The following is a 14,623-nucleotide window of genomic DNA, read 5'->3' as shown; positions in this document are numbered from 1 at the left end:
AAGGTACGCTTCTCTCTACTAAGATTCGCGTACCTTCTGCCCTATAAATCAATCAACTTCCAACAAACTCTCCAACTAATCCCTTCGCCTTCTCCAAAGCTTTCTCAATTTGCTCAAATCCTGTCCCGCCAGCACTGTTACGACGCTTTACAGCTGCATATGGTGAAAGAACTTCATACAAATCTTCTTCAAATAATGAGCTCATTTCTTTATATGTTGCAAGTGGTACATCTACTAAATAAATTCCTTTTTGTGTGCAGTGTAGCACTAGCTTCCCAACAATTTCATGAGCTTGACGGAATGGGAGTCCTTTGCTGGCCAAGTAGTCAGCAATTTCTGTTGCGTTAGAGAAATCTTGCGTCACAGCTTGCCCCATTTTTTCTTTGTTTACAGTCATCGTCTCTAGCATGCCTGCCATAATATGAAGGCAGCCTTCTACTGTTTTTACTGTATCAAACATTCCTTCTTTATCTTCTTGCAAGTCTTTATTGTAAGCGAGCGGTAATCCTTTCATGACTGTAAGTAAACTAAATAAATTACCATATACTCTGCCTGTTTTACCACGAATAAGTTCCGCCATATCCGGATTTTTCTTTTGTGGCATAATGCTGCTTCCCGTTGCGTATTGATCGCTCATTTCAATAAATTGAAACTCTTGGCTACTCCATAAAATAAGTTCTTCGCAGAAGCGTGATAAGTGCATCATGAGCATAGATGAGTTACTTAGGAACTCCAGTATGAAATCACGATCGCTTACTGCATCTAAACTATTTTCATAGAGTCCATTAAATCCAAGAAGCTCCGCACTATATTCTCGGTCAATCGGGAATGTTGTCCCAGCTAACGCTCCTGCTCCTAATGGTGAAATGTTAATGCGCTTTAATGAATCTTCATAACGATTCACATCACGCTCTAACATCCAAAAGTAAGCGAGAATATGATGAGCAAATGAAATTGGCTGCGCACGCTGCAAATGCGTATAACCAGGCATAATGGTTTCAATATTATTTTCTGCTTGATGAACAAGAACAGTTTGCAATTGTTTTGTAGCTTTTATAATATGTTCTACTTTTTCTTTCAAATATAAATGCATATCAGTCGCTACTTGATCATTACGGCTTCGTCCTGTATGAAGTTTCCCTCCTACTTCACCGATTTGTTCAATTAACATTTTTTCAATGTTTAAATGAATATCTTCTGCTTCTACTGAGAATTGAAGCTTATTCTCTTTTGCTTCTTTTAATAAATACTGAAGCCCTATCTTTATTTTCTCTGCTTCTTCTTTCGTAACGATACCTTGCTTTGCTAGCATCGTTACGTGCGCAATACTTCCCTTTATATCTTGATTTACTAATTGTTGATCGAAGGAGATGGATGCTCCAAACTCTTCAACCCACGCTTCCGCTTCTTCTGTAAAACGTCCGCCCCAAAGTTTGCTCACGCTTCCACCTTCTTTTGATTCACTTGGCTGTATACTTTCGTCGGTAAACCGAATAATGAAATGAATCCAACTGCTGCATCATGATTAAATTCGTCCTGAGCAGTATATGTTGCTAATTTTTCGTCATATAAAGAGTACTCAGATTTACGTCCTTCTACAATCGCATGGCCTTTAAATAATTTCACACGCACTGTACCTGTTACATTTTTTTGCGTTTCTTGTAAGAAAGCATGAAGCGCTTGTTTTAAAGGAGAGAACCATAAACCGTTATAAATAAGTTCTGTTATTTTCTGCTCAATCACCGGTTTAAAATGTGCTACTTCTTTTACGTGCGTTAAATCTTCCAGCTCTTTATGTGCTGTGATTAACGTCATTGCCGCTGGACATTCGTATACTTCACGCGATTTAATACCAACGAGGCGATTTTCTACGTGATCGATACGTCCAACGCCATGTTTTCCAGCAAGCGCATTTAACGTTTTAATTAATTCTGAAAGTGAATATGCAGTGCCATTTAAAGTAGTCGGTACACCTGCTTCAAAGCCGATTTCTACAAACTCTGGTTTATTCGGTGTATCTTCTAATGCCAATGTCATCTCATACGCATCTTCTGGCGGCGCTGCCCATGGATCTTCTAAAATACCACATTCGTTACTGCGTCCCCATAAGTTTTGATCGATTGAAAACGGGCTGTCTAAATTAATCGGAATGGGTACATCGTTTTCTTTTGCATATGCAATTTCTTCTTCACGTGACCATTTCCATTCACGTACAGGCGCAATCACTTCTAAGTAAGGATTTAACGCTTGAATAGAAACTTCAAAACGAACTTGATCATTCCCTTTCCCTGTACATCCGTGTGCAACTGCAGTCGCCCCTTCTTGTTCTGCAATTTCTACTAATTTCTTAGCGATAAGTGGACGAGATAATGCAGAAACGAGAGGGTATTTCCCTTCGTATAACGTGTGCGCTTGCATCGCCATCAATGCATATTCATTTGCAAATTCCTCTTGAACATCAATCATATATGATTTAATTGCACCTACTGAAAGTGCCTTTTCTTTTACGAATGCTAAGTCTTTACCTTCCCCTAAGTCTAAACAAAGCGCGATAATATCATAATTCTTCTCTTGTAACCATTTAATTGCAACGGAAGTATCAAGACCTCCAGAATATGCTAATACCACTTTTTTCTTCTCCATTTTGCATCCCCCTAAAGAATAAATATTCATTTTCTTTTATAATAATACACACTTTAACACCTTTCACAAAATGTATCAAGAGTCATTTTCAAATTTTTTCAAACAATTCCGTCGAGCTTCTTTCTGTTTTCATGTACAATATAAGCAGGAAAACGGGGGTGAACTTATGGAAAAATATTTCTTATACGATGATCATCTAGGAATTGAAATTCCGTATTTACAAGAAGATTGGGAAGATATCCCCGAAAAAATACAGCATGCTATTTTATTAAAGTGGGAACAAGTTCGAGGAAAGATTCCTGATCGTATAAAAGAACTCGAGCACTCTATTAATGCAAAACAGCATCATTTAAATAACGAAGAAAACTTCGAAATTTCTTGCAAACTTAATTCAGAAATTGCCGATCTCGCTTCCATCATTAATGACCTTTGGCTTTGGTATCGACTCACTCAAAATGTATCTGAGGGAAAAGCACACCAATGAAAAAAGCATGTCCCTCAATTACTTTGGGTCATGCTTTTTTGTCGTAACACGATTTACAATATATTTCTTGTGCTGTTTTCGCTAAACACACATCGAACGGTCCAACTAATATACTTCTTTCCTTTGGCAACTTTACAAAAGCAACGAGCTCTTCTTCATATTGAATCTTTTTCTGACATGAAACGCATACTAATTCTTTTCTTTTGAACATGTCTTTTAGCATATCTTCTCTCTCCCTTTCATCTATCTATATTGATATAATCTCATAACAATTAAGACTTGTAAAAAAATGACACATTCTGAAGCGAATTATTCATATACTATGTACAAAAGGAGGTCTCAATTTTATGCGAGCTTTCATTATTATCGCTTTAACTTTTTTAAGTGTGATTAGCTGGGATGCGTTTTTTAAAGATAAAGGTGACCAGAAAGATACAACTGAATAAACGCCATCTCTTTCTTACTTATTGGACAAACATTAAAACACTGTCCAATTCTGCAAAATAACTTAGGCTTTTCTACAAAAATATTTAAACATAACAATTTTTGTAGATTTCCTCCGCTTATTGTCGGTTTCCATCCGCATACATTTTTTGAAAGTATGATATAATAATATAAATCTTGAAGGAAGGGATTTTGATATCATGATCGCTCGAAGGAGCATGTGGCATCGTATTGACGAATCATACACGTAGCGTATTTTTCAGCTCAGATACTTTAGTCTAGCGAAAAAAATACGAGAGTGGGGAAATTATGATTGCCCGAAGGATAATTTGGCAAAAAAAAGACTCTTCTTACACGTAGCGTTTTGTTTAGGACTTAATTGTTACTAGCTAAACAAAACAAAGAAGAGCAGGATTGCTAAATGAAGAATCCTACTCCACGTTTTGTTTAGTCGTTTTAAGACTTAAACTAAAACGAAGGTAGGGAGAATTGATGGACGAGAGGATTATTCGTTATTTCTTCAGCGACATATAGCGTAGTTAGTTTTTTTCGTAAACTAACTGAAGCTACATGTGAGCTCGTAGTTAGTTTACAACACAAAAAGGACTACTAACTACGGAAAGAAGGAATAACGATGAGGAACATCCAAAGTCGACAAATTATTAAAGAAATTTTTATGGTTTTAATCGGTTCATTTATTTTAGCAGCAGCGCTATATCACATTCACTTCCAAAACCACTTAACAGAAGGTGGATTTGTAGGAATTGCACTATTTATCCAAAATTTTTATGATATTTCACCATCTATTTCAACTGTAATTATGGATATCCCAATTATTTTATTATGTGCTTCATTTTTAGGTAAAAAAATGGTTGGTTATTCATTCCTAGGTTCGATTTCATTCGGAGTATTTTATTCTCTTATGGAAAATTATTCTCCATTTACGGTCGATTTATCAAATAATTTATTTATAGCTGCAGTAGTTGGCGGTGCGTTAGCTGGTATTGGACTCGGTTTTATATTGCGATTTGGCGGTGCAACCGGCGGAGACGACATTTTAACAATTGTATTAAGTAAACGAACTCGTTTTACAATTGGGCAAATTTTCTTCGTCTTTGACGCGATTGTTCTTGCGCTTTCATTATATTATTTAAATTGGACAGAAATTGCTTTTACTATTCTTTCAATTGCTGTACAGGCAAAAACATTGGATTTAATTTATTATCCAAAAGCAGAGAAAAAAGCAGAAAAGCAACCAGTATCTATTCCAATGTCCAAAAAGCATGCAACAAATTAAAAAAAGCGAAAGGCTTCGGCCTCTCGCTTTTTTTACGCTCTTTTTTCCTTCTCGACTATGTGGCGCACTTGATAAAATCTATTTGCAAATTCAGTAACATTTCTTGTTAAACGATAGTTCACTGTAGACCCGATTGCCATTCCAATTACCGGAATACCTTGGAATAATTTACGACGAAGAGCATAAATCGAAAATGTTTTCAAAATTTGTTTTAACACAACCTCAGTAGAAGCTGGTTGTAATACCGCTTCGTCTCCTTCATAGAAGAACGAATCTTCTTGCTCTAGCTCTTGCAGTAAATTGTACCATGCGTATTGCTGAAGCCTTCCTGGTAGTAATGACGCATGAAACACCTTTAACGCAAGCATCATTTCATAAGGCTTGTTCACATCATGTCCAAATGATGTTGCAATAAGTTGGACAGCCTTCACATTTAATGCAATCATAACCGGAAAATCAGCCGTTAATAATAATAAACCTCCAGCACCCGTTGCTCCGCCTTGTACGAATGAATATAGGCGATGTCGCGCTGTTTGCTGCTCTGCTATGTATGTTAACTGATCAATAGATAATGCTTTCAAATCTTCTAGTTGCTCAATTGATTCATCAAATAATCTCGACGTTCCTAAAATACGATTACGCGCGTCTAACTGTGATTGTGAACTTTGAATCAATGCATGCAAATGAAAGAGCCATCCATCTGCTTTCGTAAAGAAATCTTTTCGTTTTTTCTCAGGTAATTTCGCAATTGTCGTATGTACCCATTTATCAAAAATTTTTTGAAAATCAGTCGCTTCTTGCTCAACTAATTGCGATTCCCATTCTTTTATATTGTCTAAAATGGCTTGTTCTCGCTTCGATCGCATCGTAACAACCACCTCGTTCGATTTTTTTCTATTGTAACATATTTCTGCTTATTCTTTGCAAATATGCTTGTCTATCTTTATTCACATTCCATTTTTTAGTGACATAAAATATTAGCAAAAAGGATGAGATAAATCACATGAATCTATCCAATATAAAAAAAGAATATAATGCAGTATTCAGCTTAGGACAAAACTGCTGGCCTGCTTGGGCGTTATACCAATTCGAATTATCACCCTTTTTTGGTGTTATCGATTTTATGCTAAGCCCTTCATTAGAAAAAGTGAATGTATTATTACAAAATCGATTTGACCGTTTTCTACAGTTCGAAAACTTATCTTTCATCTCATTTTGGGATGATGGTGCGAAATTAAGACTCCGTGACAACCTATATGAAATCGAATCCTGCCACGACTTTAAAACAGATGTAAACACACCAACTTCTTGGCCTTCTTATACAGAAGTTAAGTTAAACTATGAGCATCGAATTCATCGTTTTCTAACTACAATTGAAACGGCAGAATCCATATTGTTTATTCGAACTGGAGGAACATACGAAGAAGCGCATTCTTTGGAACACATTTTATCTCAAATAGTTAAACATAAATTCTCTGTCCTATTACTACTTCCTGCAGATGTACCAAATGTTGCCCAAGAAGATTGGGGATTACAAAATATTTGCGTTATAAAATGCCCTATTATGGATGTATACCAGTACAATGAAGCATTTTGGAGTGACCTATTTGATGGACTCACGATTAGACCGCAGTCCTAAATACACGATACTTTTTATTACAAAACACATTATAATCATCCTTATACAAAAGAAATAAGGAGTAATTATATATGTATCCACGTGCAAAAGCTTTTGGCATTGCTATACATCACGGTAGACTTCTCGTACAAGAATATCATACAGGCGATGAAACATATTACCGACCTCTTGGCGGTTCAATTGAACTTGGTGAAAAATCAGCACATACCGTTATTCGCGAATTTCAAGAAGAGCTTCACACAGAAGTGGAAATCACCAATTATTTAGGCTGCTTAGAAAATATCTTTCATCTAGATGGAGAAATTGGTCATGAAATCATTCAGCTATATTCTTTACGCTTATTAGACATGTCACTATATGAAATGGAAATACTGAATATACAAGATGAACAAACACTGTCATATGCAAAATGGATTTCCCTCACTGCATTCATTCAAAAAGAGAAAGCACTATATCCAGATGGAATCTTGAAATATATCCAATAGAAAAAAGACGAAACCCTATAGGATCTCGTCTTTTTTTCATATAGTATATTAACCAATATCTCCAAGACGTAGTACGTCACGAGCGATCATAACTTCTTCGTCAGTTGGAATTACGATAATTTTTACTGGAGAGTGTGGGAAGCTGATGAATGCTTCTTCACCAAATACGTTATTACGTTTTACGTCGAAGTATACGCCCATGTACTCAAGGCCTTCTAATACACGCTCACGAATAATCGCACTGTTTTCACCTACACCAGCTGTAAAGATGATAGCGTCAACGCCTTTCATACGAGCTGTGTAAGAACCGATGTATTTGTGGATACGGCTTACGAATACATCAAGTGCTACTTTCGCACGGTGGTCGCCTTCTTCTTCTTTCGCAATGATGTCACGTAGGTCACTAGAGTAACCAGTAAGACCTAACATACCACTCTTCTTGTTTAATACGCTAACTACTTCTTCTACTGTTTGGCCTGTTTTTTCCATGATGTATGGAATTAAAGCAGGGTCAATGTTACCAGAACGTGTACCCATTGTTACACCAGCAAGTGGAGTGAAGCCCATAGAAGTATCGATAGATTTACCGCCTTCTACTGCTGCGATACTTGCACCATTACCTAAGTGACAAGAAAGTAAGCTTAAGCTTTCAAGTGGACGACCTAATAATTCAGCCGCACGCTCAGTTACGTATTTATGAGAAGTTCCGTGGAAACCGTATTTACGGATACCGAATTTTTCATAGTACTCATATGGTAGGCTGTATAAGAATGCAGATTCCGGCATTGTTTGGTGGAATGCTGTATCGAATACTGCTACTGCTGGTACGTTTGGTAATACTTCTTGGAATGCTTTAATACCAACAAGGTTTGCTGGGTTATGAAGTGGTGCTAAATCGCTTAACTCTTCGATATCAGCTAATACTTCATCAGTAATTAAAACAGAGTCAGCAAATTTTTCGCCGCCGTGAACAACACGGTGACCGATACCGCCAATCTCATCTAGAGACTTAACGATTCCGTTTTCAGTTAATTTTTTAAGAAGCATATTTACTGCTACTGCATGATCTGGAATATTTGTAATTTCTTTTTGTTTTTCGCCATCTACAGTAATAGTGAAGATACTATCTTCTAAACCGATACGTTCTACTAAACCTTTTGTTAATACTGTTTCACTTGGCATTTCAAATAATTGGAATTTTAAGGAAGAGCTTCCTGCGTTAATCGCGATGATTTTTGACATCTAGTCTTTCGCCCCTTTTTCTCTTGGTAGTTGTGTGGATATGTCCACAAACCGCTCGATTTTATCTGATCAAATTCACTAAATATGAAAACGTTTCATCATTAGTGAATTTTATACTCACGATTTTAATTTAAACATCGTCCGACATATATTTCAAGTGAAAAAATTGTAACACCAAGAAAAAATATATATTACAGATTTCAAAAAAATTCAGTTTAATCTAGTATATATTTAAAAATATGACATATCCTATAAAACTGTACTACATGAATTACTAATCCTGTTACATATACCTTGCCTTATTTGTGGGTTGCAAACCAAGTATTTAATTGATCCATAATGTTCTCCATCGCCTTCATGTTGGAGAATTTAGGTAACTCCACTAATAACGCCTGTTTTGGCATTGTTACACTAGGACCTTTCTTTTGGAGAACAAATATACTTTTTGCATTTTTCTCGTTTTTAAACATGGAAACAGGTAGCTGTAATAGCCCTTGAATAAAACATGTTTCTTTAATAAATGCATGTAATTTTGGTGCTTGATCACTTTCAAAAATGAAGTTTGGTACTAGGAAGAATAAGTACCCGCCTTCTTTCGTATGTTTCACACTTTGTTCAATAAATAGGTGATGGGCATACGACATTCCTTGATCTGCTTTTAACTTATATTCACTTGCACCGATTTCATTTGGATAGTAACCAATCGGTAAGTCTGAAACGACTGCATCAACCGGATCGATATAAAGTGGCGCTAGTCCATCTTGATGGAAGAATTCGATTGCATGCTTTTGTAAATTCGCATTTACTAAAGCAAGTTTAATTAACACTTCATCCACTTCTACACCAAATCCACTCATTGCTAGTCCTTCTTTGGCGCTATTAAATACTGTAGTCATTAAGTTACCTGTTCCAATTGCAGGATCTAAAACAGTAATTTCGTTTTGCCCTTGCATAAATTTATGGAATAAGTAGCTCATGAACATTCCAACTGCATCAGGCGTCATTTCGTGATTCGCTTGTACGCCTTCTTTCATTCCTTTTAAAATGGCTAACTGAAATGCTTTACGAATTTCTTCACCTTTATATGTTTCTTCATTAAACGTACTATATTCACGATTCAGCCTTTCAATTGCTGATTCGGATAATTCCTCTTGTAAAATTGCTCCTTCAAACAAGTTATCACCTGTTTCTACAAGCGCCTCTAAATATGTTACATCTAATTCTTTACGTAAAACTACCGCAGAAGAATCAAAAATAGAAAATAATGTTTCTACTGTCTGACTCACGTACATTCCTCCTTCTCTCTTTTACACATAACTTATATCATACCACAAAGTGTTTTTTTCCAAAAAGAAAAAGCGACCTCCTGCAAAGAGCTCCCCTTTAAGTTATATATGATATAACGTTTTTTCTCATATATTGGTACCATTACGCAGCAATACATGAGAAAAAACGACCTCTTTATAAGAGGTCATTTCTTCACATTATTTTGCCGCTTTAGCTGCTTCTAATGCTGCTTCATAGTTTGGATGGCTTGTACCTTCGCTTACGTATTCTGCGTAAACTACTTTGTCGTTGCTATCTACTACGAATACTGCACGAGCAAGTAAACGAAGCTCTTTCATTACTAAGCCGTAAGCTTCACCGAATGAAAGATCGCGGTGGTCAGAAAGTGTAACAACATTTTCTAAACCGTTTGCTGCACACCAGCGTTTTTGAGCGAATGGTAAGTCAGCGCTAATTGTTAACACTTTCGCGTTTTCAATACCTGCTGCATCTTGGTTAAAACGACGTGTTTGTGCATCACACACACCTGTATCGATTGAAGGTACAACACTAATTAATTTTACTTCGCCTTTGTATGTTTCTAAACTTACTGGAGATAAGTCATTTGCTAATACTTGGAATTCTGGCGCTTGATCGCCAACTTTAACTTCTGTTCCAACTAAAGTCATTGGGTTACCTTTAAAAGTTACGTTTGCCACTTGAAAATCCTCCCTTATTTAAACAAAATATGTACAATGTAAATGATAGTTTGTCCCTATCGATAATGCAAATAAAATCGCTTTATTTACAAAAAAATTAAAGAAGCTAATCCATTGATTAGCTTCTTTATTTGTTAAATTTGAAATTCAGGATCGTCTTCTTTTCGTTTATCCATCATTTCTTTCACTTTATCAACAGCTTGTGGTGCTAATTCAATTATTTTATCGATGACGTGTGTTTGCTTATCTAAATGCAACACTTTTACACCTTCTCCATTTATTACAAGAAAAGCAACAGGATTAATAGAAACTCCTCCACCACTTCCCCCGCCAAATGGATGACGGCCTGAATGTTCTACTTTACCAAATTCACTTCCACCAGCAGCGAATCCGAAACTAACTTTTGAAACGGTAAGAATTACACTTCCATCTGCCGCTTTAATCGGATCACCAACAATTGTATTTACATCAGTCATTTGTTTTAAATGCTGCATTGCGGTTGTCATTAAACCTTGAATTGGATGGTCCACTTTATATCCCCCCTATGCTTGAACTGATTTTTCATTCGTACCAGATCTTTGTCTTCTCATAAACGTGAGTAATTTGATACCCGTTTTTATAGCACGAAATATACGAAAAGATGCTGTTAACTCACATCTTGATGCAAATCCTTTCCCTTGAAAAACAGGGGTGATTTCAAATTCTGGTACGTCAACAATATGCATATATTGTCCTACAACTCCAGCAGCCATTCCTTTTGTCCCCCATGCATATCCAGTGACAATTCCAGTACTAGCTGCATCACCTGCTCCAATTTGGGTGTGCCATTTCCAACCATTGATTTTTACTCGTTTGAGAAAATCTTTAACGATAGTATGAACTTCTTGCAGCTTTTTTATCAGTTCCCCTATACTATCAAGTTGTGCCATAATTTTATTATCAATTCCGCCTTCTTCTTCAGCTTTTTCGATTTTCTCTCCTGTCTTTTTCTGCTGTTTTTCAATTCTTTCCAATACGTCAAACGTATATCGAATCATCCATATTTTCACTTGAAACAAACATTGCTTTTCCATTTCTGAATATAAAAATGTCACTTTAAGCTTTATTTTCGACAATAGTATAAGCAAAATAAAAAGGAGAAGAATTATTATTCCAATCACGAGCCACTTCATACGTATCATCCTTTCACTCCGTACCCATTATCGACAAGTTTATTCATCATTAAACAGAATCCTTTAAAATTGAATATAAAAATTTTTCTAAAAATAAAAAGGGATTTTGACATTTTATATCGAAATATATTATTTGAACATATCGTCGGGGAACATATTTGGATGATATGTAGCACGAAGAACAGAAAATTTAACTGCAGTGGAGGGATACATAATGGCAGATCGTCGCAATTTATTTTTCTTTTATGGTGATGACAAAGCAACGCTCGTTGAAAAAATGAAACCAATCTATCGTATTTTAGAAGAGAATGGTTTTACCATATTAGATCATTCAAAAAATGCAAACGCTATCGTCAGTGTTGGAGATGATGCAACTTTCTTACAAGCCGTTCGTCAAACTGGTTTTAGAGAAGATTGTTTATACGCAGGGATTTCTACGAAAGATGAAACTTCTTTCTACTGCGATTTCCATATTGATCACGTCGATACAGCCCTTCAAGAAATTACAAAAAATGAAATTGAAGTGCGAAAATATCCAACAATTCAGGTAGATGTAGATCACGGTACATCTTTCCATTGTTTAAATGAGTTCTCATTACGCTCTAGCATTATTAAAACATTCGTTGTAGATGTTCACGTTGATGATCTATATTTCGAAACATTTAGAGGGGACGGTTTAGTTGTTTCTACCCCAACAGGAAGTACAGCTTACAATAAATCATTACATGGTGCGGTTGTTGATCCGCTTATCCCATGCTTCCAAGTAAGCGAATTAGCATCTTTAAATAACAACACATACCGTACGCTCGGTTCACCATTCATTTTAAATCACGAGCGTACACTAACTTTAAAACTACGACCAGACGGTAACGATTATCCAGTTATCGGTATGGATAATGAAGCGCTTAGCATTAAACAAGTGGAAAAAGCTGTTGTACGCTTAAGCGATAAACAAATTAAAACAGTTAAATTAAAAAACAATTCCTTCTGGGAAAAAGTACAAAGAACATTTTTATAGCATTAAAATAACCGCCGAATTATGGGATCCCATAATTCGGCGGTTATTTATTTCTCTCGCTACCGACCACTATTCTTGTCATTTTTTATCGGTAAGTCGATATATTTTCACACGTCTTTCCTATACACAATCTTCCCATCAATTACCGTCATTTCTGCTTGTACTTCTTTTATTTCTTCTGCCTCTACCTCAAATATATTTCGATCTACTATCGTAAAGTCCGCTTCATATCCCTTTGCGATTTTCCCTCGCTTCGCTTCTTTTCCGATTGCATAGGCACTTCCTGTTGTAAATAAAGAGATAGCTTCATATACCGTTAATCTTTCCTCTGGCATATAGCATACGCCGTCAATAAAACTTCTACGTGTAACAGCACTATATATGCCTAAAAACGGATTCACTTGTTCAATTGGCGCGTCAGACCCACCGTTGCAGTGTAATCCCGCTTCTAGTAACGTCTTCCAAGCATATGCATATCGAAGACGATGCTCGCCTAGTTTTTCAATGACTGATGGGAAGTCCGATGACACAAAGACGGGCTGAATATCGATAATAGCCGGCAAGTGTTGCATTCTCTCAATCAATTCTTCACGAGCTAACTGACAATGAATAATACGATCGCGAAAACCTTCTGCTGGTGGATATAATTCAAGTGCATCAATGACATATTCAAGCGATAAATCACCTATTGTATGAATCGCAACTGGCATATGTAAATCCCGTGCTTTTTTCACTAACTCCGCAAGCTCTTCACGTGAGAAGATTGCAACTCCATTTGTTTCCTGCGCATCTTCATACGGTTCACTTAATAAAGCTGTTCTTCCGCCAAAAGAGCCATCAGAAAAAATTTTCATCGCTCCAAATTCAATATAATGCTCATTTTCATATTCTTTTCGCTCATGTGCCACTTCATGGTGAACGAGCAAATGCGCTTTAAAGGGCATTTCTTTTATAACATGAGAAAACGCATTATGCGTTTTTCTAAAACCACCGTAATAATTCAAATCTTCCGTATGCCCACCGACGAGTCCGTATTGCCAGCAATCTTTAATCGCTGTTTGCAGAGCTCTTTGTAAGTAGGCTTCATCAATTTCAGGCTGAACATGTTTTATTAGTTCTTGTCCTTGTTCATATAAAAGCCCTGTTAAATTATTCAATGCGTCCCGGCCGACTTTTCCTCCTTTCGGGTCTTGCGTCGTCTCTGTTATGTTCGCTTCTTGCAATATGTATGAATTCACCCATGTAACGTGGCGACAAACGCGCTTTAATAAAATGGGGTGTTCTTTAGAGATTTCATCTAAATCACGTACATGAACTTGTTTTGTATCTGTAAAATTATTTTCATTCCAGCCTTCTCCAATAACCCAAGAACCTTTTGGCGCTTCTTCTACTCGCTTCTGAACAAGAGTCAACACTTCGCTATAAGATGTACAATTTGATAAGTCTAGACGGAGTAACCTCTCCCCGTGCCCAATAAGATGCATATGACTATCAACGAGACCTGGGATCATCGTTTTGCCTTTTAAGTCATACAACTTCACGTCTGAATATCGACTTTCTAGCTCTTCCTTACTCCCAGCATCAACAATCATGCCCTTTTCAACATAAATAGCTTCTACTTTTTCATTCTCTTCTCGCATCGTGTAAGTGGTGCCGCCATACCAAATTTCTCCCATATGCTCATCCCCCTTTTCCCTTTAGTCTACGAAATTAGAGCGTATAAAAAAAGCACCATTTCGATTAAAAATGGTGCCTTTCTAAAAATTACTTTTGTTCAGTAGGGTTCGTTGTGATTTGCCATTCAATGCTAAATTTATCTTTAAGTTGTCCGTATGCTGGGCTCCAGAACGTTTCTTGAAGTGGCATAATAACTTCTCCACCCTCTTGTAACTTTTCGAATACTTCTTTCGCTTTTTCTGCATTACTAATTTGAATTGCAATTGTTACTTGAGATCCGATTGCATGCCCTTGACCTGGGAATGTATCAGAAATCATAAGGTCCGTATTACCAACTTTTAAAGTAGCATGTAAAACGCGCTCTTTTGCTTCAGCTGGAATCGGGTATTCTGGATTTTCAGGCATGTCACCAAAAGTTTGCATGATTTCTACTTTTGCGTCTAACGCCTCTTTATAAAACTGTACAGCCTCTTGCCCACTACCATCTAAAACTAAGTACGGATTAATACCTAAAATCATACGGACACCTCTTTTTTA

16 protein-coding genes are annotated in these 14,623 nt (G+C 36.6%); 5 read left to right on the top strand and 11 right to left on the bottom strand.

The annotated features are described in order from the left end of the window. Nucleotides 1-52 precede the first annotated feature (52 nt). Together argH and RBB48_RS00315 are read right to left on the bottom strand one after the other, a co-directional pair. A complete protein-coding gene (argH, locus tag RBB48_RS00320; protein ID WP_087985402.1) occupies nt 53-1,441 on the bottom strand; it encodes an argininosuccinate lyase in 1,389 nt (462 codons plus the stop codon). Further along, on the bottom strand, nt 1,438-2,643 hold the full coding sequence (locus RBB48_RS00315; RefSeq protein ID WP_000412317.1) for an argininosuccinate synthase: 1,206 nt from the start codon (nt 2,641-2,643) through the stop codon (nt 1,438-1,440). The genes argH and RBB48_RS00315 overlap by 4 nt, the downstream gene beginning before the upstream one ends. A gap of 166 nt (nt 2,644-2,809) precedes the next feature. Between RBB48_RS00315 and RBB48_RS00310 the strand changes: the two genes are divergently transcribed. Next, a complete protein-coding gene (locus RBB48_RS00310) occupies nt 2,810-3,127 on the top strand; it encodes a radical SAM protein (protein WP_088064564.1) in 318 nt (105 codons plus the stop codon). Nucleotides 3,128-3,155: 28 nt separating this feature from the next. Here the strand turns inward: RBB48_RS00310 and RBB48_RS00305 are convergent, their stop codons facing one another. Next, nucleotides 3,156-3,350, bottom strand: a complete 195-nt coding sequence (locus RBB48_RS00305) for a hypothetical protein (protein WP_000910293.1) — start codon at nt 3,348-3,350, stop codon at nt 3,156-3,158. A gap of 855 nt (nt 3,351-4,205) precedes the next feature. On the opposite strand from RBB48_RS00305, the gene RBB48_RS00300 reads away from it, so the two are divergent. After that, nucleotides 4,206-4,868, top strand: coding sequence for a YitT family protein (locus RBB48_RS00300; protein WP_048544413.1), 663 nt, complete (start codon nt 4,206-4,208; stop codon nt 4,866-4,868). A 32-nt stretch (nt 4,869-4,900) separates the two neighbouring features. On the opposite strand, the gene RBB48_RS00295 is transcribed toward RBB48_RS00300, so the two are convergent. Then, on the bottom strand, nt 4,901-5,734 hold the full coding sequence (locus tag RBB48_RS00295; protein ID WP_001256865.1) for an EcsC family protein: 834 nt from the start codon (nt 5,732-5,734) through the stop codon (nt 4,901-4,903). Between the two features lie 137 nt (nt 5,735-5,871). On the opposite strand from RBB48_RS00295, the gene RBB48_RS00290 reads away from it, so the two are divergent. Then, complete coding sequence (locus RBB48_RS00290) at nt 5,872-6,507, top strand: DUF1796 family putative cysteine peptidase (RefSeq protein WP_097889196.1); 636 nt, start codon at nt 5,872-5,874, stop codon at nt 6,505-6,507. 71 nt (nt 6,508-6,578) lie between these two features. Next, the gene (locus tag RBB48_RS00285) at nt 6,579-6,992 is read left to right on the top strand and encodes an NUDIX hydrolase (protein WP_087985406.1); all 414 of its coding nucleotides are present in this window, start codon (nt 6,579-6,581) and stop codon (nt 6,990-6,992) included. 48 nt (nt 6,993-7,040) lie between these two features. Here the strand turns inward: RBB48_RS00285 and ackA are convergent, their stop codons facing one another. From ackA to RBB48_RS00260, 5 genes are all read right to left on the bottom strand, one after another. Then, a complete protein-coding gene (ackA, locus tag RBB48_RS00280; protein ID WP_000034571.1) occupies nt 7,041-8,234 on the bottom strand; it encodes an acetate kinase in 1,194 nt (397 codons plus the stop codon). 299 nt (nt 8,235-8,533) lie between these two features. Continuing rightward, nucleotides 8,534-9,520 carry a class I SAM-dependent methyltransferase gene (locus tag RBB48_RS00275; RefSeq protein WP_141542729.1) on the bottom strand — a complete coding sequence of 329 codons (987 nt, stop codon included), beginning with the start codon at nt 9,518-9,520 and terminating at the stop codon, nt 8,534-8,536. Nucleotides 9,521-9,718: 198 nt separating this feature from the next. Further along, complete coding sequence (gene tpx / locus RBB48_RS00270) at nt 9,719-10,219, bottom strand: thiol peroxidase (RefSeq protein ID WP_046956210.1); 501 nt, start codon at nt 10,217-10,219, stop codon at nt 9,719-9,721. Nucleotides 10,220-10,353: 134 nt separating this feature from the next. Continuing rightward, entirely contained in the window at nt 10,354-10,749 is a 396-nt protein-coding gene (ytfJ, locus tag RBB48_RS00265) for a GerW family sporulation protein (RefSeq protein WP_000350005.1), read from the bottom strand. Nucleotides 10,750-10,761: 12 nt separating this feature from the next. After that, nucleotides 10,762-11,400 (bottom strand): DUF2953 domain-containing protein, encoded by a 639-nt coding sequence (locus RBB48_RS00260; RefSeq protein WP_088064566.1) that lies wholly within the window; start codon nt 11,398-11,400, stop codon nt 10,762-10,764. 205 nt (nt 11,401-11,605) lie between these two features. On the opposite strand from RBB48_RS00260, the gene RBB48_RS00255 reads away from it, so the two are divergent. Further along, complete coding sequence (locus RBB48_RS00255) at nt 11,606-12,409, top strand: NAD kinase (protein WP_048544426.1); 804 nt, start codon at nt 11,606-11,608, stop codon at nt 12,407-12,409. 107 nt (nt 12,410-12,516) lie between these two features. Here the strand turns inward: RBB48_RS00255 and RBB48_RS00250 are convergent, their stop codons facing one another. Beyond that, nucleotides 12,517-14,085, bottom strand: a complete 1,569-nt coding sequence (locus RBB48_RS00250) for an amidohydrolase (protein ID WP_149213744.1) — start codon at nt 14,083-14,085, stop codon at nt 12,517-12,519. An 88-nt stretch (nt 14,086-14,173) separates the two neighbouring features. Then, nucleotides 14,174-14,605, bottom strand: a complete 432-nt coding sequence (locus RBB48_RS00245; RefSeq protein WP_048544430.1) for a VOC family protein — start codon at nt 14,603-14,605, stop codon at nt 14,174-14,176. Nucleotides 14,606-14,623 lie beyond the last annotated feature (18 nt).

The organism is Bacillus sp. MMSF_3353 (assembly GCF_030733445.1).
Lineage (GTDB): Bacteria > Bacillota > Bacilli > Bacillales > Bacillaceae_G > Bacillus_A > Bacillus_A wiedmannii.
Note: the sequence above shows the minus strand (reverse complement) of the source record. Positions and strands in the feature narration are given on the sequence as shown.